This window comes from Streptomyces sp. GLSS-08 (assembly GCF_056387915.1).
Window position 1 is genome coordinate 18063 of record NZ_JBWJAQ010000024.1, and the last position, 22695, is coordinate 40757.

Genomic DNA, 22695 nt, shown 5'->3' on the forward strand with positions numbered 1-22695 from the left:
GCACCCCTGGAGGGCAGCCGCAATGCCGGGTGCCGTGCCCGCTCCGCATGCCAGGATGGAACCGTGGCACAGACATTCGGTACGCCGTTCATCGGCCGGTCAGAAGAACTGGCCCGCCTCACCGGCGTGCTGACCCGCGCCCGCGCGGGAGACCCCCGCGCCGTCCTGGTCGCCGGAGACGCCGGCGTCGGCAAGACCCGCGTCCTCACCGAAGCCGCCGCGCACGCCGCCACCACCGGCATGACGGTCCTCACCGGCCACTGCGTCGACCTCGGCGACGTGGGCCTGCCGTATCTGCCGTTCACCGAGATCCTCGGCGCGCTCGCGGCGGACGAACGGTTCGCCCCCGCCCTCGCTGCCCACCCCGCCGTCGACCGGCTGCTCGGCAGCGGGGCCGACGGCGCCTCCGACGCGGGCGGCCGGCTGCGCCTGTTCGAGGGCGTGGCAGCACTCCTGCGCGACGTCGGCGCGATCACCCCCCTCCTGCTCGTCCTGGAGGACCTGCACTGGGCGGACCAGTCCTCCCGCGACCTGCTGCGCTTCCTCCTCAGCCGCGGCCTGCTCCAGCTCCCGCAGACCCGCGCCCCGGGCACGGCGGCGGGCGGCGCCCCCACCCACCGCCTCGCCGTCTTCGCCTCGTACCGCGCCGACGACCTGCACCGCCGCCACCCGCTGCGTCCTCTGCTCGCCGAGCTGATCCGGCTGCCCGCGGTCGACCGCCTGGAGCTGCGGCCGATGCGCGACGCGGAGGTGGCCAGCCTGGTGCGCGCCCTCGGCACCGAGCCGGTGCCGGACACCACGGTCCGCCGCATCGTCGAGCGCGCCGAGGGCAACGCGTTCTACGCGGAGGAGCTGCTCGCCGCCACCGCGGACGCCGTGCCCGGTGCCGCCGAGCCCGAAGCCGGCGTGATGCCCAGCGGTCTCGCCGACGTCCTCCTCATCCGCTTCGAGCAACTGCCCGCCACCGCCCAGCAGGTGCTGCGCACCGCCGCCGTGGCCGGCCGCCGCGTCGAGCACGACCTGCTGCGCGACGCCGTCCAACTGCCCGAGGACGAGCTGGAGTCGGCGCTCCGCGAGGCCGTCGGCAGACAGCTCCTCGTCCCCGCCGAAGGCGACACGTACACCTTCCGGCACGCCCTCATCCGCGAGGCCGTCTACGCCGATCTGCTGCCGGGCGAACGGGTCCGGCTGCACCGCGCGTTCGCCCGGCTCCTCGCCGGACGCGGCGACCCGGCGAAGAGCGCCGCGGAACGCGCCCACCACTCGCGGGAGAGCCACGACCTGGCCGACGCGCTACGGGCGTCCCTGGAGGCCGCCGACCACGCCGCCCGCGTCGGCGCGCCCGCCGAGGAGCTGCGCCACCTGGAGTCCGCCCTCGACCTGTGGCCCGCAGTGGCACCCACGGCCCGCCCCGAGGACGTCCTCGACACCGTCACCCTCACGCTGCGCGCCTCCGCGGCCGCCGCCCACGCGGGCGAGAGCCACCGGGCGGTCACGCTGACCCGGGCCGCGCTCGCCCGGGCGGGCTCGGACGCCGACTCCGAACTGGCCGTCCGCGTCCGCTACACCCTCGCGGGCAACCTCATCCGCGTCGACCGGCTGAAAGCGGCGTTCACGTACAGCAGTGAGGCCCTCGCCATGATCCCGGCCGACCCCCCGTCGCGCACGTGGGTGTGGGCCGCGGCCACCCACGCCATGGCGGCCCGCTACATGGGCCACGACGAGGACGCCCAGCGGGTCGCCCGACAGGCCCTGCGCGTCGCCGAGGACCTCGGGATCGCCGACGCGCAGGCGGACCTGACGATCTCCCTGGTCGGGCTCGAAGGCCACAACCGCCGCACCCCGGAAGGCCGCCTCCGGCTGGCGCGGGCACGCGGACTGGCCCGTCTCGCCGGCAACGTCTCCGTCGAGATGCGGGCCCTGTTCAACCTCGCGGTCGGCTGCTACGAGTCCGGTGACCTGGACGAGTGCCTGACCTGGCTCTCCGACGGACTCGAGCGCGCCGGCCGCTCCGGCCTGCTGTCCTCGCCGTACGCGCTGGAGCTGCGCTATCTCCAGTCCCTGGTCTGCTACACCCTGGGCCGCTGGGACGACTGCGCCCGCGCCGCCGCCGCCGACGCCGAGCGGCTGCCCGCGGCGGCCGGGTTCGCGACCGGCCCCGCCCTGTACGTGGCACTGGCGCGGGGCGACCAGCGGGCCGCCGACCGTGCCCACGCCCTCCTCGACGGACCGTTCGACTGGATGGCCACCCTCGTCGCGGGCATCGTGCTGACCGACGCCGCGGCGCTGCGCGGTGACCCGGAGGCGGCCGTCGCCCGGGTCCGTACGACGATCACGGCCCTCGCCGGTGAGGCGGGCGCCGAGCGGCCGGACGTCGCGGTGCACCTGGCCGCGCTCGCCCTTGCCGCGGTGGCCGACCGGGCCGAACAGCTGCGCCCGGCCGGCGACCGGGCGGGCGTCCGCCGCTGGACGGACACCGCGGACGAGCTGGTGGAGCTGGCCCGCGTCACGGCGGCGAAGGGCGAGGACGGCTCGCGGCAGGGTCCCGAGGGCCTCGCCTGGCTGGCCCGCGCCGAGGCCGAGTGGACCCGCGCCCGCACCGGCCCCGATGTCGCGGCCTGGGAGAAGGCCGTCGCCGCCTTCGACTACGGCGACCCGTACGAGCTGGCCCGCTGCCGGCGGCGGCTGGCGGAGGCGCTGCTGGCGGCGGACCGCCGTGAGGAGGCCGCCGAGCAGGCACGCGCGGCACGCGAGACGGCCGTGCGGCTCGGGGCCGTACCGCTGTGCGAGGCCCTGGACGCCCTCGTCAGGCGCGGCCGGCTCGCCCGGACGGAGCCCCCCGCGCAGGACGGCGCGGTCCTGACGGCCCGGGAGTACGACGTGCTGCGGCTCCTCGCGCTCGGCCGGACCAACCGCCGGATCGGCGAGGAGCTGTTCATCAGCGGCAAGACGGCGAGCGTCCACGTGTCGAACATCCTCGCCAAGCTGGGCGCGGCCGGGCGCACGGAGGCCGTGGCCATCGCCTACCGGCAGGGCCTGATCGAGCCGGAGCGCACGGCGTCCGGCTGACGCCCGCCGCCTCCTGCACGACGGAGGGCCGGACCACCCGAAGGTGACCCGGCCCTCGGACCGTACGCAGGCGCTCAGCGCGAGCGCCGTACGGGGAAGCCGTGCTGAGTGACCGTCAGACGAGGTTGACCGAGCGCGCCGACGTGGCGCCGATCTCGTCGGCGACCTCGGTGAGGACGGACTGCGGGACCGTGTCGTCGACCGTGAGGACCGCGAGGGCCTCGCCGCCGACGGCCGCGCGGGCGACCTGCATGCCCCCGATGTTGATGCCGGCCTCGCCGAAGACGCGGCCGACGGTGCCGACGACACCGGGACGGTCCTCGTAGCGCAGGACGACCATGTGGTCGGCGAGCGCGAGGTCGACGTCGTAGTCACCGACGGCGACGATCTTCTGGAGGTGCTTGGGGCCGGCCAGCGTGCCGGAGACCGAGACCTCCTGGCCGTCGCCGAGCGTGCCGCGGACGGTGACCACGTTGCGGTGGTCCGGGGACTCGGAGCTGGTCGTCAGACGGACCTCGACGCCGCGCTCCTGCGCGAACAGCGGCGCGTTCACGTACGACACGGTCTCGTCGACCACGTCCTCGAACACGCCCTTGAGCGCGGACAGTTCGAGCACCTTGACGTCGTGCTGGGTGATCTCGCCGTACACCTCGACGTCGAGGCGGACCGCGACCTCGCTCGCGAGGGCGGTGAAGATGCGGCCGAGCTTCTCGGCGAGCGGCAGACCCGGCTTGACGTCCTCGGCGATGACGCCGCCCTGGACGTTCACCGCGTCCGGCACGAGCTCGCCGGCGAGGGCGAGGCGCACGGAGCGGGCGACTGCGATACCGGCCTTCTCCTGCGCCTCGTCGGTGGAGGCGCCGAGGTGCGGGGTGCAGACGACCTGGTCGAGCTCGAAGAGCGGGGAGTCCGTGCAGGGCTCCTTCGCGTACACGTCGAGGCCGGCGCCGGCGACGCGGCCCTCCTTGAGCGCCGAGTACAGCGCCTCCTCGTCGACGATCCCGCCGCGCGCGGCGTTCACGATGCGCACCGACGGCTTGACCTTGTGCAGCGCCTCGTCGCCGATCAGGCCGAGCGTCTCGGGGGTCTTGGGGAGGTGCACGGTGATGAAGTCGGCGACCTCGAGCAGCTCGTCCAGCGACAGGACCTTCACGCCCATCTGGGCGGCGCGCGCGGGCTGCACGTAGGGGTCGTAGGCGACGACCTTCATGCCGAACGCGGACATGCGCTGGGCGACCAGCGCGCCGATGCGGCCGAGGCCGACGACGCCGAGGGTCTTCTCGGCCAGCTCGACGCCCGTGTACTTGGAGCGCTTCCACTCGCCGTTCTTCAGGGCGGTGTTGGCCTGCGGGATGTGCCGCGCGGTGGCCAGCAGGAGGCCACAGGCCAGCTCGGCCGCGGTGACGATGTTCGACGTGGGGGCGTTGACGACCATGACGCCGGCCTTGGTGGCGGCGGAGACGTCGACGTTGTCCAGGCCGACGCCGGCCCGTGCGACGACCTTGAGCTTCTTCGCGGCGGCGACGGCCTCGGCGTCGACCTTGGTGGCCGAGCGGATCAGGATCGCGTCCACGTCGGCGATCGCGGGCAGCAGTTCGGCGCGGTCCGCGCCGTTGCACTGCCGGATCTCGAAGTCCGGGCCCAGGGCGTCGACGGTCGCGGGCGACAGCTCTTCAGCGATGAGTACGACAGGTTTCGAGCTCACGTGAGTCCTCACAAGTCCAATGCGGACGGCCGTCCCGACGGCCGCATGCGGTGGAGGGTTGTCGGCGGCCCGGGGAGGTGCAGGTGCGGTCCCGTGCCGAGTGGCGTGGGGGCGGGCCTTCACTTCCTCGGTGTCGCTTGAGCCGCGTGGAAGACGCACGACGCTGTGGGCCTGACGCGTTTGTTGTGCAGCAGTCTAGTGCTGCCGCGGGGGCCGTCCTGCGCCTCCGCGGAAGGATCACCCGGACGTGGCTGGCCTCAGTGGACAACAGCGTTACCGGGGGTTCGGCGGCGGGCCGGAGCGGTCCGCTCCGGCCCGCCGCCGCGGGGCTCACGCCTCGTCGTCGTTGACCCAGCTCATGAGCTTGCGCAGCTCCTTGCCGGTGGTCTCCAGGAGGTGGTTCTCGTCCTGGGTCTTGTACTCGTTGTACTTCTTCAGGCCGCCGTGGTACTCGTCCATCCACTGCTGGGCGAACGTGCCGTCCTGGATCTCCGTGAGGACCTTCTTCATCTCCGCCTTTGTGGCGTCGGTGATGATCCGCGGGCCGGTGATGTAGTCGCCCCACTCGGCGGTCTCGGAGACCGACCAGCGCATCTTCTCCAGGCCGCCCTCGTACATCAGGTCGACGATGAGCTTCAGCTCGTGGAGGCACTCGAAGTACGCGATCTCGGGCTGGTAGCCGGCCTCGGTCAGCGTCTCGAAGCCCGCCTTGACCAGCGCGGCCGTACCACCGCAGAGAACGGCCTGCTCACCGAACAGGTCGGTCTCGGTCTCCTCGGTGAACGTCGTCTTGATGACGCCGGCGCGGGTGCCGCCGATGCCCTTGGCGTACGAGAGCGCCAGCGCGAAGGCGTCGCCGGTGGCGTCCTGCTCGACGGCCGCGATGCAGGGAACGCCGCGGCCCTCCTCGTACTGACGGCGCACCAGGTGGCCCGGGCCCTTCGGGGCGACCATGCACACGTCGATGCCGGCCGGGGGCTTGATGAAGCCGAAGCGGACGTTCAGGCCGTGGCCGAAGAACAGCGCGTCGCCGTCGTTCAGGTTGTCCTTGATGGACTCCTCGTAGACCTGGGCCTGGATCGGGTCCGGGACCAGGATCATGATGACGTCGGCCTCGGCCGCCGCCTCCGACGGCGTCACCACGCGCAGGCCCTGCTCCTCGGCCTTGGCCTTGGACTTGGAGCCCTCGTGCAGACCGACGCGGACGTCGACACCCGAGTCACGGAGCGACAGCGCGTGGGCGTGGCCCTGGCTGCCGTAACCGATGACCGCGACCTTGCGGCCCTGGATGATGGACAGGTCGGCATCGTCGTCGTAGAACAGCTCGGCCACTGGGGATCTCCTTGGTGTGCTGGTGTTGCGTCCCACCGTACGGCGGGCGAGGGAGGGGAAGTCTTCGGGTCTCGGAATACGGGCGGTCGGCGACTGCGAACCGTCCGTTTCCGGTCGTACCGGAGCCGGGGACGGGCCGTCCCCTGCTCCGGCGGTCAGGCCGACCGGTCGAGGGCGCGCAGCGACCGGTCGGTGATCGAGCGGGCGCCGCGGCCGATGGCGATCGTGCCTGACTGGACGAGCTCCTTGATGCCGAACGGCTCCAGCATCTTGAGCATGGCCTCCAGCTTGTCGCTGCCGCCGGTGGCCTCGATGGTGACGGCCTCCGGGGAGACGTCGACGGTCTTGGCGCGGAACAGCTGGACGATCTCGGTGATCTGGGAGCGCGTCTCGTTGTCGGCGCGCACCTTCACCAGAACGAGTTCCCGCTGAACGGCGGAACCCGCCTCCAGTTCGACGATCTTCAGGACGTTGACGAGCTTGTTGAGCTGCTTGGTCACCTGCTCCAGCGGCAGGTCGGCGACGCTCACCACGATCGTGATGCGGGAGATGTCGGGGTGCTCGGTGACACCGACCGCGAGCGAGTCGATGTTGAAGCCGCGACGCGAGAACAGGGCGGTGATCCGGGCGAGGACACCCGGCTTGTTCTCGACCAGGACGGAGAGCGTGTGCTTGGACATGGGTCTCGTTCCTTTTCCTACGGCTCTCAGTCGTCTTCGTTGTCGCCGAAGTCGGGGCGGACGTCCCGGGCGGCCATGATCTCGTCGTTCGAGGTGCCGGCGGCGACCATCGGCCACACCATCGCGTCCTCGTGGACGATGAAGTCCACGACGACCGGGCGGTCGTTGACCGAGTTCGCCTCCTCGATGACCTTGTCGAGGTCGGCCGGGGACTCGCAGCGGATGGCGTAGCAGCCCATGGCCTCCGACAGCTTCACGAAGTCGGGGACGCGGGTGCCGGCGCTGGGCTCCTTGCCGCTCGCCCCGGGGCCGGAGTGCAGCACGGTGTTGGAGTACCGCTGGTTGTAGAAGAGGGTCTGCCACTGGCGGACCATCCCGAGGGCGCCGTTGTTGATGATGGCGACCTTGATCGGGATGTTGTTCAGGGCGCAGGTGGTGAGTTCCTGGTTGGTCATCTGGAAGCAGCCGTCGCCGTCGATCGCCCAGACCGTCCGGTCCGGGACGCCCGCCTTGGCGCCCATCGCGGCCGGGACCGCGTAGCCCATCGTCCCGGCGCCGCCCGAGTTCAGCCAGGTCGCGGGCCGCTCGTACCGGATGTAGTGCGCGGCCCACATCTGGTGCTGGCCGACGCCCGCCGCGAAGACCGTGCCCTCGGGAGCGAGTTGGCCGATGCGCTCGATCACCTGCTGCGGCGACAGCGAGCCGTTGTCGGGCTGCTCGTAGCCCAGCGGGTACGTCTCGCGCCAGCGGTTGAGGTCCTTCCACCAGGCGGTGTAGTCGCCCTGGTGGCCGTCGCTGTGCTCCTTCTGGACGGCCTGGACCAGGTCGGCGATGACCTCGCGGGCGTCACCGACGATCGGCACGTCGGCGGCGCGGTTCTTGCCGATCTCGGCGGGGTCGATGTCGGCGTGGACGATCTTGGCGAACGGGGCGAAGCTGTCCAGCTTGCCGGTGACGCGGTCGTCGAAGCGGGCTCCGAGGGCGACGATCAGGTCGGCCTTCTGCAGCGCGGTGACGGCGGTGACCGCACCGTGCATGCCCGGCATTCCCACGTGCAGCGGGTGGCTGTCGGGGAATGCGCCGAGCGCCATCAGGGTGGTGGTGACGGGCGCTCCGGTGAGTTCGGCGAGGACCTTCAGCTCGGCGGTGGCCCGTGCCTTCAGGACGCCGCCGCCGACGTACAGGACCGGCCGCTTCGCGGCGGTGATCAGCTTGGCGGCCTCGCGGATCTGCTTGGCGTGCGGCTTGGTCACCGGGCGGTAGCCGGGCAGGTCCTGGGTGGGCGGCCAGCTGAAGGTGGTCTGTGCCTGGAGGGCGTCCTTGGCGATGTCGACGAGGACGGGACCGGGGCGGCCGGTGGAGGCGATGTGGAAGGCCTCCGCGATCGTCCGCGGGATGTCCTCGGCCTCGGTCACCAGGAAGTTGTGCTTGGTGATCGGCATCGTGATGCCGACGATGTCGGCCTCCTGGAAGGCGTCCGTGCCGATCGCCTTGGAGGCGACCTGGCCGGTGATGGCGACCATCGGCACGGAGTCCATGTGGGCGTCGGCGATCGGCGTGACCAGGTTGGTGGCGCCCGGTCCCGACGTCGCCATGCAGACGCCGACCCTGCCGGTGGCCTGCGCGTAGCCGGTGGCCGCGTGACCCGCACCCTGCTCGTGACGGACGAGCACGTGCCGCACGCGCGTCGAGTCCATCAGGGGGTCGTAGGCCGGAAGGATCGCACCGCCGGGAATGCCGAATACCGTGTCGGCCCCGACCTCCTCCAGAGAACGGATGAGGGACTGCGCACCCGTGACGCGCTCGGGGGCGGACTGATGTCCTCCGGAACGGGGCCGCGGCTGCGGATGGTGGGCCCCGGTGGCCTGGTCGGTCATCGGCATTCTCTTCTCGATGCTGAGGGTTTTTGCGAGGTTTGTACGGTGTACGACGAGTGCCTGTGCAACAAAAAACCCCTCGTGCCGTGAGGCAAGCGAGGGGAGCGCGCCGGGTGCGGTCGCTGGGTGTTTCCGGATCGTCCTCCGGTGTGCCCCAGCTTCAGCCGACGCGCTTTCCAAGTACGAGAATTCGGGTGCGCATGGCATTGACCCTCCCTCCGGCACGCACCGGCTGTCAAGTGGGTGGGACGGGAGTCTCATTATGTGAACGCAGCACGGTGCCGCCCGCGAAGCCGACGGGGAGGCCGCCGCCGAACAGCCCGGCGCCCTTGCCGGCGAACGCGGGCTCCACCGGGCCGTGCGGCACCGGACAGTGGCCGCGGGACAGCGCGCGGCGCAGCCGGTACTCGTCGAGGGGCCCGGAGAAGGCCATCCCCTGCCCGTGCGTGCAGCCCATCGCGCGCAGGGCGATGACCTGCTCGGGGAGATCCACCCCGTCGGCCACGGACTGCAGCCCGAGGTCGGTGGCGATGCGCAGCAGCCCGCTGGTGATCTTGTGCAGCCGCGCGGACTCGACGACCCCCTCGATCAGGCCACGGTCGAGTTTCAGTACGTCGACGGGGAGCCGACGCAGGGCGGTGATGGCCGCGTAGCCGCTGCCGAAGCCGTCCAGGGCGATCCGGACGCCCATGCGCCGCAGGGCGTTCAGGCGGCGCTCCAGCTCGTCGAGGGAGACCCGGGGGTCCATGTCGGACAGCTCGACGACCAGGCCGCCCGAGGCGAGGCCGTGCCGGGTGAGCAGCGCCTCGACGGAGCCGAGCGGCATGGAGCGGTCCAGCAGTCTGCGGGCGCTCATCCGGACGGCGACGGGCACGGGCAGGCCGGTGTCGGCGCGCTCGGCGGCGTGCTGGACGGCCTGCTCCAGCACCCAGCGGCCGAGCTCGGAGGTGCGGTCGCTGTCCTCGGCCACGCGCAGGAACTCGGCCGGGGTGAAGAAGACGCCCTGGGAGGAGCGCCAGCGCGCCTGGGCGGCGACCGAGGTGATCCGGCCGGTCTCCAGGGAGACCACCGGCTGGTGGAGCAGCGCGAACTCTCCGTCGTGCAGGGCGGCCCGCAGCCGTGTCGCCAGTTCCGCCTTGCGGACGACGTCCTGCTGCATCTGAGGTGCGTACAGCTCGACGCGGCCCTTGCCCGCGCCCTTGGCCCGGTACATGGCGAGGTCCGCGTTGCGCAGCAGCTCGCCCGCGCCGAGGCCCGGTTCGGCGAAGGCGACGCCGATGGAGGCGGCGACCCGGACATCGTTGCCGTCGATGGCGTACGGCTGGGACAGGGTGATCCTGAGCCGGTCGGCGAGCTCCATGATGTGGCGCTCGCGCGCGGTGCGGTCGCGGGCGCCGTCACCGACGATGAGGGCCGCGAACTCGTCGCCGCCGAGGCGGGCGGCCGTGTCGCCCTGTCGTACGGAGTCCTGGAGCCTGCGGGCGGCCTGGACGAGGAGCTCGTCGCCCGCCTGGTGCCCGATGGTGTCGTTCACCGCCTTGAAGCCGTCGAGGTCGATGAAGAGGACGGCGGTGCCGCGGTCGGAGGAGCGACGGCCGGACAGCGCCTGCTGCACGCGCCGGGTGAACAGGGCGCGGTTGGGCAGGTCGGTGAGTGGGTCGTGCTCGGCGTTGTGCTGCAACTGCGCCTGGAGCCGCACCCTTTCGGTCACGTCACGGCTGTTGAAGATGAGGCCGCCGTGGTGGCGGTTGACGGTGGACTCCACGTTGAGCCAGCCGCCGTCACCTGACTTGAAGCGGCACTCGATGCGGGCGGTGGGTTCCTCGCTGTGGCCGGCGGCCAGGAAACGGCGCACCTCGTGCAGCACGCACCCGAGGTCCTCGGGGTGGATCAGGGTGGCCAGCTCGGAGCCGACGAGTTCCTCGGCGGGCCGGCCGTAGACCCCGGCGGCGGCCGGACTCACGTACCGCAGGATGCCGTTGGGCGCGGCGATCATGATGACGTCGCTGGAGCCCTGGACCAGGGAGCGGAAGTGGTTCTCCTTCTGGGCCAGTTCCTGGGTGAGCGTGATGTTGTCGAGGAGCATGATGCCCTGGCGCACCACGAGGGCGAGGACGACCGTGCCGCCGGTGATCAGCACGACGCGGTCGACGCTGTGGCCGTTCAGCACGTTGTAGAGAATGCCCAGGGTGCAGACCGCGGCGGCCAGATAGGGCGTGAGCGCGGCCAGCGAACCGGTGATGGGCCGGGTGGCCGGATACCGTCCCCGGTCGCCGCCCGGCGCGGATCCCGGAAGCGGAGCGTTCCCCGGCTCCGCTCCCGGCAGCGGAGCGTGTCCCGGCGTCGGCGGCGTCGGAGCGTGTCCCGGCGCGGGGAGAGGGCCCTGTCGCGGTCCGTGGACGGGACCGCCGGGACGCTGCCCGGGGACGTGCTCGTGGACCACGCGCGTGTACCCCTCCGCGTCCGGGTGCCCGGGACCGCCGCCGGCCCAGGGGGCGTAGGCGAGCAGCAGGGAACCGGCGAACCAGCCCGCGTCCAGGAGCTGTCCCGAGCGGTAGCCGTTGTGCAGCAGGGGCGAGGTGAACAGGGCGTCGCACATCACCGTGAGCGCGAGCGCGCCGATGGCGGTGTTCACCGCGGACCGGTTCACCGCCGACCGCCGGAAGTGCAGCGCGAGCACCATGCTCACCAGGGCGATGTCCAGGAGCGGGTACGCGAGGGACAGCGCGGTGTGCGGGACGCTCGGGCCGCCCGTCTTGGCCGCCTGCGCGAGCGCCAGACTCCACGACAGGGTGAGCAGCGAGCCGCCGATCAGCCACGCGTCCAGGGCGAGGCAGACCCAGCCGGCCTTGGTCACCGGCCTCTTGGCCAGCACGAGGAGACCCACGATGGCCGGCGGCGCGAAGCACAGGAAGAACAGGTCCGCGTAGCTCGGGCTGGGCACGGCGATGCCGAGCACGGCCTCGTACCAACCCCAGACCAGATTGCCCAGCGCGGCCATCACGGAGGACAGCGAGAACAGCAGCCAGGCCGGCCGGAAGCGGATGCGGCGCCTGCGGGCGTACAGGAAGCAGGAGACCGCGGCGGCCCCCGCGGCGGCGCTCAGCCCGAAGTCGCCCATGACGACGGCGGCATGGGGGGAACCCCAGCCGAACGCGGAACCGACGGCGTACGCGGCGCACACCAGGGCCAGGGCGAGCTGCGCCCGCAGGCTCGTCCCGCCGCCGGGCGCGGGACCGCGGGACAGCAGCGTCCCGAGGAGCCGCGGCGTGCGCAGCGACCCGTCGAAGGCGGCGGGCGGCGGGGAACTCACCGCGCCCACCCGGCCCGTGCCGCTCCCGGGTCCCGCCGGTCCCGGTGCGCGGGATGTGTGTGCCTCCTGCGGCCGCTGGGCCTGCGGTGCTGGTGGCGACCGCCGTGGCCGGGTCCGCGCCTGCGCGTCATCGCGAGCCGGGGTCGCCGTCGGCGGCCCCGCCGCGTCGGATCGGTGGTCCATAGGCCGTGCATCGCCCATCGCCCCCCTCGCAGTCCTGAACGCTCATCCCCGGCGCCGAACGGTCCGCGGCGCAGCCCCTGTCGGGACGATACACCAGTCTCGTCACTCAGGGACATAGTTCCTCTACGCTCCGTAACTACCAGCGGGAACGCCGGTACGCACCGCGTCCGGGGGACTCCGGAGGGTGCCCGAAGCGGACGGGGGGTGAACGGTACGCCGTTCAAGCGCCCGTCGTGCGCACGACGTTCGCCAGCGGCTCCCCGCGCGCGAAGCGGTTCAACTGTGCGACCAGGAGCCGCTTGGCGCGCGGCAGGAACGCGGACGTGGGCCCGCCGACGTGCGGGCTGACGAGCACCCCCGGCGCGTGCCACAACGGGTGCCCCGGCGGCAGCGGTTCGGGGTCCGTCACGTCGAGCGCCGCGGTGATCCGCCCGGCCTCCAGTTCGGCGAGCAGGGCCTTGGTGTCCACGACGGGCCCGCGGGCGACGTTGACGAGGAGGGCGCCGTCCTTCATGCGGGCGAGGAAGTCCGCGCCGGCCAGGCCACGGGTGCTGTCGTCGAGCGGGGTGGACAGGATGACGACGTCGGCGCCGGGCAGCAGGGCGGGCAGGTCGGTGAGCGGGTGCACCGGACCGCGCTCCGTGGTGCGGGCGGAGCGCGCGACGCGCACGACCCGCGCGAGTTCGAAGGGCGCGAGTCGGTCCTCGATCGCGGCACCGATCGACCCGTAGCCCACGATGAGGACGGACTTGTCGGCCAGCGCCGGTCGGAAGCCGGAGCGCCACTCCTGCCTGTCCTGTCCCCGGACGAAGTCGGGGATGCCGCGCAGCGAGGCGAGGACGAGGGTCAGGGCGAGTTCGCCGGTACTGGCCTCGTGGACTCCGCGCGCGTTGCACAACCGCACGCCCGGACGCAGGTGTGCGAGGCCCGGCTCGACGTGGTCGATGCCCGCGGACAGGGTCTGGACTGCCTGCACGGACGTCATCCGGGGCAGCGGGCGCACGGAGACCTCGGCGCCCTTCATGTACGGCACCACGTAGAAGGCGCACTCGGCGGGGTCTGCGGGAAAGTCCTGGTCGCCGTTCCAGAAGCGGTAGTCGAGGCCCTCGGGGAGGCCCTCGATCTCGTCCGCGCCGAACGGAAGCCACACATCGGAAGTCATGGTCAGGAGGCTATGCGAAGGCCGCGCCGGCCCATTGGTTAGTTTGGGGTGCCAGGAGAGGGAGGGTTCGGCCACGTGGAGCGCAGGACGATCGGTGCGGCGACGCTCGATGTGGGGGCCGTGGGCCTGGGGTGCATGCCGATGAGCTGGGCGTACAGCGGCTCCCGGCAGCGGGGTGAGGAGTCGCTGCGGACCGTGCACCGGGCTCTCGACGTGGGCTCGTCGCTGCTGGACACCGCCGACATGTACGGCCCGTTCACCAACGAGCTGCTGGTGGGGCGGGTGTTGAGGGAGCGGCGTGCCGAGGCGTTCGTGTCGACCAAGGTCGGGCTGCTGGTGGGCGAGCAGCACGTCGTGGCCAACGGCCGCCCCGGTTACGTGAAACGGGCCTGCGACGCCTCGCTGCGCCGGCTGCAGACGGACGTGATCGATCTCTACCAGCTGCACCGCGCGGACCCGGAGATACCGGTCGAGGAGACCTGGGGCGCGATGGCGGAGCTGGTGGCGGCGGGGAAGGTGCGCGCGCTGGGGCTGTGTGCGGTGGGCGCGCGCTCCCGCCGCCGGGCGGGTGCCCGGCTGCACGACGGGACGATCCGGCAGCTGGAGCGGGTGCAGCAGGTGTTCCCGGTGAGCGCCGTGCAGGCCGAGCTGTCGGTGTGGTCGCCGGAGGCGCTGGACGCGCTGCTGCCGTGGTGCGCGGCACGCGGGGTGGGTTTCCTCGCCGCGATGCCGCTCGGCAACGGGTTCCTCACCGGGACCCTGACACCCGGCGAGGGCTTCGAACGGGACGACCTGCGCGCCCGCCACCCCCGCTTCACGGCCGAGATGATGGCCGCCAACCAGCCGATCGTCGCCGGACTGCGCCGGATCGCCGAACGGTACGGCGCCGGGGTGACCCCCGCGCAGGTGGCCCTGGCCTGGGTCCTGGCGCAGGGCCCGCACGTGGTGCCGGTGCCGGGCGCCAAGCGGGAGCGTTGGGTGACGGAGAACGCGGGCGCGGGGGAACTGCGGCTGACGGCCGAGGATCTGGCCCGGGTGGCGCGCCTGCCGCCGGCCCAGGGATCCTGGGACTGACCGGAGTTGCCCGGCATCGGCCGCGGGTGATCGGGAACCTGTGGGCCGCGAGCGGTGTATGAACAGTAGGACCGCCGCTTCGAAGGGACCTTGATCGTGCAACGTCGAGCTGTGACGGCCGTGTCGGCCATGGCCGCGCTTCTGCTGACGGCCGGCTGTTCCTCCGGCGACGGAGGAGGGCCGGACGCCACCGCGAGCGCGTCACCGGGCAGGACGAGCCCGGGGACCTCGTCCTCCGTGAAACCCCCGGAGGACACCCCGCCCGCGAAGGGCTCGGTCGAGGTGGTGCGCACGGTCACCGAGGATCTGAAGACCCCCTGGGGCCTGGCCCCGCTGCCGGGCGGCGACCTGCTCGTCTCCTCCCGCGACGAGGGCACGATCACCCGGGTCGACGCGAGAACGGGCAGGAAGACGGAGCTGGGCCGGGTGCCGGGAGTGGCCGCGGAGGGCGAGGGCGGACTCCTGGGCCTCGCCCTGTCCCCCGAGTACGCCTCGGACCACATGGTCTACGCGTACTTCACCACCGCGTCGGACAACCGGATCGCCCGCATGCTGTACGAGGACAGGAAGCCGGCGGGCGAGCAGCTGGGCGCGCCGGACACGGTCTTCAGGAACATCCCCAAGGGGTTCATCCACAACGGCGGGCGGATCGCGTTCGGCCCGGACAGGATGCTGTACGCGGGCACGGGCGAGACCGGAGACAAGGGCCTGGCCCAGGACAGGAAGTCACCGGCCGGCAAGATCCTGAGGATGACGCCGGAGGGCGAGCCGGCCCCGGGCAACCCCTTCGCCGGCTCCGTCGTCTACTCGTACGGCCACCGCAACGTCCAGGGCCTCGCCTGGGACGACAAGCAGCGTCTGTGGGCGTCCGAGTTCGGCCAGGACACCTGGGACGAGCTGAACCACATCGGTCCCGGTGACAACGACGGCTGGCCCGACGCCGAGGGCCGCAGCGACGACGGCAGGTTCAAGAACCCGGTCGCCCAGTGGCACACGGACGAGGCCTCCCCCAGCGGCATCGCCCTGGCGGAGGGCTCGGTCTGGATGGCGGGCCTGCGCGGCCGGTCCCTGTGGCGGATCCCCCTGGCGGGCACCAGGGCCTCGGCGAAGCCGCAGGCGTTCCTCAAGGGCGAGTACGGCCGGCTGCGCACGGTGGTCTCCGCGGGCGGCGACAGGCTGTGGCTGGTGACGAGCGAGACGGACGGCCGCGGGTCCCCCGGCGCCGGGGACGACAGGATCCTGGAGCTGGAGGTGAAGTAGGCGAAGGCGTCAGCCGGCGCCGGGCCGCTCGTCCGCCTGGTCGGCGCCCGCGGCCCCGTCGCCTTTCGTGGCGGTCGAGACCGCGTCCTCGGGGGAGGCCGAGACCGCGTCCTTTGAGGAGGGCCCTTCCGCGGTCGCGTCCCGTTCCGGTGTCTGCTGCGTGCGGACGACCACCTTGCCCGAGGACAGGTCTATGGGCCCGCGCCCGGGGTCGCCGTCGTTCAGGTCGACACGGGTCAGCTCCAGCCTCTTTCGTTCGTCGTTGGTGTGCTTGCGGCCCGGTGCGAACAGCTCCTCGAACATGTTGAACACGGCGCCTCCCTCGGCCCGGATCCCTACAGCGTAGGCCCCTGTCCCACCGCGTGGGTGGCCGGTGTCTCCGGGGGGAAGAGCCGCAGCCGGTGCGCCAGCGCCGCCGCTTCGCCGCGGCCGGAGACACCGAGCTTGGCGAGGATGTTGGAGACGTGGACGCTGGCCGTCTTGGGCGAGATGAACAGCCGCTCGGCGATCTGGCGGTTGCTGCGGCCCGTGGCGACCAGGCGCAGGACGTCGCGCTCGCGGCTGGTCAGGCCGAGTGCTTCGACCGGGTCTGCGGCGGCCCGCGCGGTCCCGGCGGGGGCGTGGGCGAGGGTGAGACGGGCGCGCCGGGCGAGCACGGCGACGGAGTCGGCGAGGGGACGGGCGCCGAGATGGACGGCGGCCGCCCGGGCCAGCCGCAACAGCTCCGTGGCACGGGCCCGTTCGTCGTCGCCCGCGCCGGAGGCGAGCAGCGCCTCGGCGAGCCGGTGCCGGACGCGGGCCAGGTCGTAGGGGCGCGCCAGGGGTTCGACGGCGGTGACGACGTCGGACCAGGCATGCGGGTCCGCCGCTCCTTCGGCGCGGCACAGTTCCGCGCGCACCCACTGCTCGTACGCCTGCCAGATGGGTGCCCCGGTGGCGAGGGAGCGGGCGGCCCCGCGGATGCGGTCGAGGACCTCCGCGCGGCCCGGTGCCGCCTGGGGCAGGTCGCGGGCGTCGGCCTCGGCCGTGGTGCCGGCCAGCAGCAGCGGCCAGCCGTAGCGCTGGGTGCCGGGCGGGAAACCGGCGTCCAGGGCCTCGTGCAGCGCGGTGCGGGCGTCCAGGAGACGGCCCTCGCAGGCGGCGACGCCGATGGTGATGCGCAGCAGCGGCAGGGAGTTCTGGGGCATCGGGTCGTGGGTGCCGTAGAAGCCGCGGGCGGCGGCCAGGTGCCGGGCGGCCCCGGCCATGTCGCCCCGGGCGAGGGCGATGTGGGCGAGCCGGGTGGATCCGCCGCCGCGGGGCTTGGCGCTCTGGCCGGTGGTGTGCGCGTTCGTCGCGGCCTCGGTCGCCTCGTCCCAGCGGCCGAGCGAGTAGAGCGACTCGGAGAGGTTCGTCCACACCCAGGCCTCGGAGTCCAGCAGGCCCATCCGCTGGGTGAGTTGTATGCCTTCGCGGAGGATGGCGACCGACTCCTCGGAGCGGCCGACGCCCTCCAGGACGGACGGCAGGTTCACATGGCTGCGGCCCACGACATGGGTGACGCCGCGCTCGACGACCCGGTCCCTGACCTCGTACATCTCGGCGAGCCCGGCCTCGACGTCACCGGCGTCGACCATCAGGCCGCCGAGGGTGAGCCGGGCGTTCAGCTCGATGTCGTCGGCGCCGACCATGCGCGCGTACTCGACGGCGCGCTGGGCGTCGGAGAGCGCGTCGGGTCCCGGTTCGTGCAGCATGGACCAGCCGGCGACCATGGCGAGGACCTCGGCGTGCACCTCCGAGGGCGGCAGACCCCGTACCAGCTCCTGAGCGGTGGCGAGTTCCTTCCAGCCGTCACCGCGGGCCTGGCCCTGGACGAGACGGGAGCGCTGGACCCAGAACCAGGCCGCGCGCAGCGGGTCCTGCTCGTCCTCGAGGAGGCGCAGCGCCCGCTTGGTGATCTTCATGGCGCGCTCGCGCTCCCCGCACAGGCGCCCCGCGACTGCGGCCTCGGCCATCAGGTCGAGATAGCGCAGGGGCGTGGTGGCCGGGTCGCAGCCGCAGGGCGGGTACACCTCGGTGTAGTCGACGGGGCGCAGTCCGGCCCGTACGGCGTCGGGGGCGACGTCCCACAGCTCCATCGCCCGCTCCAGGAGCCGCAGTTGCTCCGAGGGGGCGTGCCGGCGGCGGGCCTCGACCGAGGCGTGGAGGACGGCCGGCAGGGCCTTGGCGGCGTCATGGGCGTGGTACCAGTAGCTCGCCAGCCGGGTGGCGCGTTCGTCGGCCGGTACGAGCTCCGGGCGGGCCTCCAGGGCTTCGGCGTACCGGCGGTTGAGGCGCGAGCGCTCGCCGGGCAGCAGGTCGTCGCTGACGGCCTCGCGGACCAGGGAGTGACGGAAGCGGTAGCCGTCGCCGCCGGGCGCGGGCAGCAGGATGTTGGCGCCGACGGCCGCGCGCAGCGCCTCGATCAGGTCGTCCTCGGCGAGCCGGGCCACGGCGGCGAGGAGCGGGTACTCGACGGTGGAGCCGCCCTCGGCGACGATCCGGGCGACCCGCTGGGCGTCCTCGGGGAGCCCTTCGACGCGGACGAGCAGCAGGTCGCGGAGCGAGTCGGTGAGGCCGGCGCAGCAGTCCTCGGGGGAGGCGACGGCGAGTTCCTCGACGAAGAAGGCGTTCCCGTCGGAGCGTTCGAAGATCTGGTCGACCTGGGCGGGGTCGGGTTCGTGGGCGAGGATCCCGGCGATCTGGCGGCCGACCTCGGCGCGGCTGAAGCGGCCCAGTTCGATCCGGCGGACCGTGCGGAGCCGGTCGAGCTCGGCGAGCAGGGGACGCAGGGGGTGACGCCGGTGGATGTCGTCGGCGCGGTAGGTGGCGACGACGACGAGGCGGCCGCTGCGCAGGGTGCGGAAGAGGTAGGCGAGGAGGTGCCGGGTGGAGGCGTCGGCCCAGTGCAGGTCCTCCAGGCCGAGGACGACCGTGCGGTCGGCGGCGACGCGCTCCAGGAGGCGGGCTGTGAGCTCGAAGAGGCGGGCCATGCCGTTCTCGTCGTGTCCCCGTCCGCGGGTGGCCTCGCCGAGTTCCGGCAGGAGCCGGGCCAGTTCCTCCTCCTGTCCGGCGGCCGCCGCGGCGAGTTCGCCGGGAAGCTCGCGGCGCAGGGCGCGCAGGGCGCTGGAGAAGGGGGCGAAGGGCAGTCCGTCGGCGCCGATCTCGACGCAGCCGCCGAGTGCGACGACGGCTCCCTCGGCGCCGGCCGCCGTGGCGAACTCCTCGATGAGGCGGGTCTTGCCGACTCCGGCCTCGCCGCCGAGCAGCAACGCCTGGGGCTCGCCCGCGGCGGCGCGGGCGAGCGCATCGTGCAGCGCGTCCAGTTCGTCGGCTCGACCGATGAACACCGGGCTGACAGACCTGGTTTCCACAGCGCCGAGCATCGCACAGGGGTCCGACAGAGGGGCACCGGTTATCGGGGGCGCGCCCGCGGGACGCGTCTCGCGCGCGGGGTCCGGCCCGCCGCCGTGGGCGCGAACGGCCGTCGTCCCGGCAGCCGGGCCGGCTGCCGGGACGACGGTGTTCTCCCCGGGAGGGCGGCCGACCCCCGTACGGCCGCCCTCTCCCGCCCGGACGCTCACGCGGCCCGGGCGAACCGGTGCCCGCGGGGGCGGTCGGTATGGGACCGCCCTGCGGCGTCGTGGTGTGCCGACTCCTGCGCGGCGCGGCGGGCGGCGCGGCGGCCGCGGAGGGCCTCCCGCACCAGGCGGTGGTTCTCGGCCCGGCGGATCAGGTCGGCGGAACGGGTCTGGTGGATCTCGTACGCGTACATCTCGTGTCCCCTGGTGAAGAGTCGGTCTCGGCCTCGCTCTGTGCGATGACTCAACCTTCGTCTCCCAGGGGGGTCCGGCACATCGGGAGAGTTCCGCATCTTGAACGCGCGAGGGGCCTTAGACCGGCCGTGAACGGCTCACGGCGGCTCTAAGGCCCCTCAGGTGATGCGGGCTCAGCGGTGTCTCAGCCGGCGGAGGGCAGTCCGAGCAGCAGGTCGGAGTACTTGGCGACGGCGAGCAGCAGCCCGAGGACGCCGAGCGCGACGCCCGCCCAGGCGACCGACTTGATCCAGGGGGCCTGGGGACTGCCGGGGGCTCCGAAGGCGGGCCGGGCCAGCACCACGGCGCCGACGATCAGGGCCGCCAGCGCGAAGAGGCCGCCGATCAGCGCGGTGACCTGCCAGGCGTCCCCGTAGACCTCCTGGACCTGCTTGGCGACGCTCGCGGACGAGGAGGTCCGCAGCTGGCCGACGAGGGTCTCGCGCGCGGCGGCCACGGTGGCGACCCAGCTGCCGGTGAGCGAGACGACACCGAGTCCGGCGGAGACGACGGCGGCGGCGCCCTGGCCCACGCCGGACGCGGGCCCGGCGGCACCGGGGGTCTCGTCGGCCTGCCGGCCCTCGGCCTGTGCCTCGGCCTCGTCCTGGTCCTGCTCCTCGGCCACCGCCGGCACGGCGGTCTTGGTGACGTCCACGGTCTTCTCGTCGCTCTGCGCCTCGGTGCCGGTCCCGGTCCCGGCGTCGTCGGCTGTCTTGGTTCCCATGCGGGGCACGGTACGGACGGAGTCTGAGAGGTTTCTTAATGTTGTCTGTGTCCGTACATAACGATCGGCGCACGAGGCGACGCGGCCTACCCGGCCGTCCCCCGGCGGCGTCCCGGGCATCCGCCGTCACCTGACACCTGGCGCCGGCCGTCCGTCGTCACCTGACACCTGGCGCCGGCCGTCCGTCGTCACCTGACACCTGGCGCCGGCCGTCCGTCGTCACCTGGCGGCGTCCGCCGTGTCCTGCCGCCGCTCGGCCGCCCGTGCGCCGGTCGGCGTGCGGTCGTCCGTGCGGCTCCCCGGGACGGCCGCACGGGAGACGTGGGCGGCGCGGCACTCGGGCGGTTCGATGCTGATGCGCGGCAGCCGTCTGTCGAGCCAGCCCGGCAGCCACCAGTTGGCGCCGCCCAGCAGGTGCATCAGGGCGGGGACGAGCAGGGTGCGCAGGACGAAGGCGTCGAGGGCGACGGCCGCGGCGAGGGCGATGCCGAACATCGCGATGACGCGGTCGCCGCTGAGCACGAAGGCGAGGAAGACCGAGATCATGATGACGGCGGCCGAGTTGATGACGCGGCTGGTCTCGGCGAGGCCGACCCGGACGGCCCGCCGGTTGTCGCCGGTCTCCAGCCACTCCTCGTACATCCGGCTGATCAGGAAGACCTGGTAGTCCATGGAGAGCCCGAAGAGGACCGAGACCATGATCACGGGCAGGAAGGGCTCGATCGGTCCGGCCCTGCCCAGTCCGAGCAGTTCGCTGCCCCAACCCCACTGGAAGATCGCCACCACCACGCCGAAGGCCGCGGCCACGGCGGCGATGTTCATGACGGCTGCCTTCAGGGGAATGCCGAGCGACCGGAAGGCGACCAGGAGCAGGAGGCAGCCGAGTCCGGTCACGACGCCCACGAACAGCGGGAGTTTGCCGACGATGACGTCCGCGAAGTCGTCGTAGCTCGCCGTCACCCCGCCGACGTGCAGATCGAGCGAGGTGCCCGTCCCGGCGCGCGGCAGCACCTCGCCCCGCAGCCGGTCGACGAGTTCGCTGGTCCGCCGGGACTGCGGCGCCGACTCCGGGACGACGGTGAGGTACGCGGTGTCGCCCGCGGAGTTGTACGTCACCGGTGTCACCGCCGCGACGCCCTCGGTGGACCGGAGCGTGGCGTCGAGGTTGTCGAGCGCCAGCCGGTCCGCGGCGCCGCCGACGGGCGTGACGAGGGTCAGCGGGCCGTTCAGGCCGGGCCCGAAGCCGTCGCCGATGAGGTCGTAGGCCTGCCGGGTGGTCGACGACGCGGGGCCGTTGCCCTGGTCGGAGGTGCCGAGGTGCAGGGAGAACGCGGGCAGGGCGAGCAGCGCCATGACGACGACGGCGAGGCCGCCGAGCAGCTTCGGCCGGCGCTCCACGAAGGCGGACCAGCGGGCGGCCAGTCCGGTCGGGATCTCCGGCTCGGGTCCGTGCTCGGACAGTCGTCGCCGCTCGCGCCGGTTCAGGGCGCGCGGGCCGATGAAGGACAGGAGGGCCGGCAGCAGGGTCACCGAGGCGGCGACGGTGAGCACCACGGTCAGGGAGGCCGCGACGGCCACTCCGTTGAGGAAACCGAGCCGCAGGATGAGCATGCCGAGCAGGGCGATGCAGACGGTGGCGCCCGCGAAGACGACCGCCCGGCCGGTGGTGGCCACGGCGTTCTGCGCGGCCTCGGCCACCGGGAGCCCGCGTCTGAGGCCCCGCCGGTGCCGGGTCACGATGAACAGCGCGTAGTCGATGCCCACCCCGAGCCCGACCAGCATGCCCAGCATGGGGGCGAAGTCGGCGACGGTCATGGCGTGCCCGAGGAGCACGATCGCGGCGTACGCGGTGCCCACGCCGACGAGCGCGGTGGCGATGGGCAGCATGGAGGCGGCGAACGAACCGAAGGCGAGGAAGAGGACCACGGCGGCGACGAGCACGCCGACGACCTCGGCCAGATGCCCGCCCGCCGACTCGGTGGCCGCGACGGCGGTGCCGCCCAGTTCCACCTGGAGCCCGTCGGTCGCTGCGGCTCTCGCGGTGTCCACGACGGCCTGCGCCTCGGCCTTGCCGACGGTCTCGGCCCGGCCGTCGAAGGTGACCGCCGCGTACGCCGTACGTCCGTCGGCGCTGATCTGTCCGCTGTGCCGTCCCTCGTACGGGCTGACGACCGAGGCGACGCCGGGCAGGTCCGCGATCCGGTCCAGGGCTCGGGTCATCGTCTGCTCGACGTCGGCGGAGCGCACGGTGCCCGGGGTCGTGCGCCACACCACGGTGTCGCTGTCGCCGCCGAGGCCCGGGAAGCCGTCCCGCAGGAGCTCGAACGCGCGGCCGGACTCGGTGCCGGGAACCTCGTAGTCGTTCGAGTACGCGGAGCCCGTGACGGCGGCGGCCGCGGTCGTGCCGCCGAGGGCGAGAAGCCACAGCAGGACGGCGACGAGGCGGTGCCGGACACACCAGCGCGCAAGGGCTGCCACGGACG

The 22695-nt window shown here is 73.1% G+C and carries 14 protein-coding genes; 3 read left to right on the forward strand and 11 right to left on the reverse strand.

The genetic code is table 11. The features are described from left to right. The first annotated feature begins 63 nt into the window (after positions 1-63). Positions 64-3069 (forward strand): helix-turn-helix transcriptional regulator, encoded by a 3006-nt coding sequence (locus AC0ZLC_RS29970; RefSeq protein WP_476755077.1) that lies wholly within the window; start codon positions 64-66, stop codon positions 3067-3069. A 115-nt stretch (positions 3070-3184) separates the two neighbouring features. Here the strand turns inward: AC0ZLC_RS29970 and serA are convergent, their stop codons facing one another. From serA to AC0ZLC_RS30000, 6 genes are all read right to left on the reverse strand, one after another. Beyond that, positions 3185-4774: a phosphoglycerate dehydrogenase gene (gene serA / locus AC0ZLC_RS29975; RefSeq protein ID WP_358855958.1), complete on the reverse strand. Its 1590-nt coding sequence runs from the start codon at positions 4772-4774 to the stop codon at positions 3185-3187. A 330-nt stretch (positions 4775-5104) separates the two neighbouring features. Next, positions 5105-6106 (reverse strand): ketol-acid reductoisomerase, encoded by a 1002-nt coding sequence (gene ilvC / locus AC0ZLC_RS29980; protein ID WP_358855745.1) that lies wholly within the window; start codon positions 6104-6106, stop codon positions 5105-5107. Between the two features lie 155 nt (positions 6107-6261). Continuing rightward, positions 6262-6786: an acetolactate synthase small subunit gene (ilvN, locus tag AC0ZLC_RS29985; RefSeq protein WP_476755078.1), complete on the reverse strand. Its 525-nt coding sequence runs from the start codon at positions 6784-6786 to the stop codon at positions 6262-6264. 26 nt (positions 6787-6812) lie between these two features. Then, entirely contained in the window at positions 6813-8669 is a 1857-nt protein-coding gene (locus tag AC0ZLC_RS29990; protein ID WP_476755079.1) for an acetolactate synthase large subunit, read from the reverse strand. Between the two features lie 229 nt (positions 8670-8898). Further along, entirely contained in the window at positions 8899-11976 is a 3078-nt protein-coding gene (locus AC0ZLC_RS29995; protein ID WP_476755080.1) for a putative bifunctional diguanylate cyclase/phosphodiesterase, read from the reverse strand. Between the two features lie 403 nt (positions 11977-12379). Then, the gene (locus tag AC0ZLC_RS30000; protein ID WP_476755081.1) at positions 12380-13321 is read right to left on the reverse strand and encodes a 2-hydroxyacid dehydrogenase; all 942 of its coding nucleotides are present in this window, start codon (positions 13319-13321) and stop codon (positions 12380-12382) included. Between the two features lie 75 nt (positions 13322-13396). Between AC0ZLC_RS30000 and AC0ZLC_RS30005 the strand changes: the two genes are divergently transcribed. Then, the gene (locus tag AC0ZLC_RS30005; protein WP_476755082.1) at positions 13397-14395 is read left to right on the forward strand and encodes an aldo/keto reductase; all 999 of its coding nucleotides are present in this window, start codon (positions 13397-13399) and stop codon (positions 14393-14395) included. 129 nt (positions 14396-14524) lie between these two features. Then, complete coding sequence (locus AC0ZLC_RS30010) at positions 14525-15655, forward strand: PQQ-dependent sugar dehydrogenase (RefSeq protein WP_476755136.1); 1131 nt, start codon at positions 14525-14527, stop codon at positions 15653-15655. A gap of 9 nt (positions 15656-15664) precedes the next feature. Here AC0ZLC_RS30010 and AC0ZLC_RS30015 read toward each other — a convergent pair whose 3' ends face one another. The 5 genes from AC0ZLC_RS30015 to AC0ZLC_RS30035 form a co-directional block, all read right to left on the reverse strand. Beyond that, entirely contained in the window at positions 15665-15967 is a 303-nt protein-coding gene (locus AC0ZLC_RS30015; protein WP_476755083.1) for a DUF6191 domain-containing protein, read from the reverse strand. Positions 15968-15990: 23 nt separating this feature from the next. Beyond that, positions 15991-19059, reverse strand: coding sequence for a helix-turn-helix transcriptional regulator (locus tag AC0ZLC_RS30020; RefSeq protein ID WP_476755084.1), 3069 nt, complete (start codon positions 19057-19059; stop codon positions 15991-15993). Positions 19060-19253: 194 nt separating this feature from the next. Beyond that, the gene (locus tag AC0ZLC_RS30025; RefSeq protein ID WP_476755085.1) at positions 19254-19448 is read right to left on the reverse strand and encodes a hypothetical protein; all 195 of its coding nucleotides are present in this window, start codon (positions 19446-19448) and stop codon (positions 19254-19256) included. 185 nt (positions 19449-19633) lie between these two features. Then, on the reverse strand, positions 19634-20212 hold the full coding sequence (locus tag AC0ZLC_RS30030; protein ID WP_476755086.1) for a hypothetical protein: 579 nt from the start codon (positions 20210-20212) through the stop codon (positions 19634-19636). A gap of 219 nt (positions 20213-20431) precedes the next feature. Continuing rightward, on the reverse strand, positions 20432-22690 hold the full coding sequence (locus AC0ZLC_RS30035; RefSeq protein WP_476755087.1) for an MMPL family transporter: 2259 nt from the start codon (positions 22688-22690) through the stop codon (positions 20432-20434). Positions 22691-22695 lie beyond the last annotated feature (5 nt).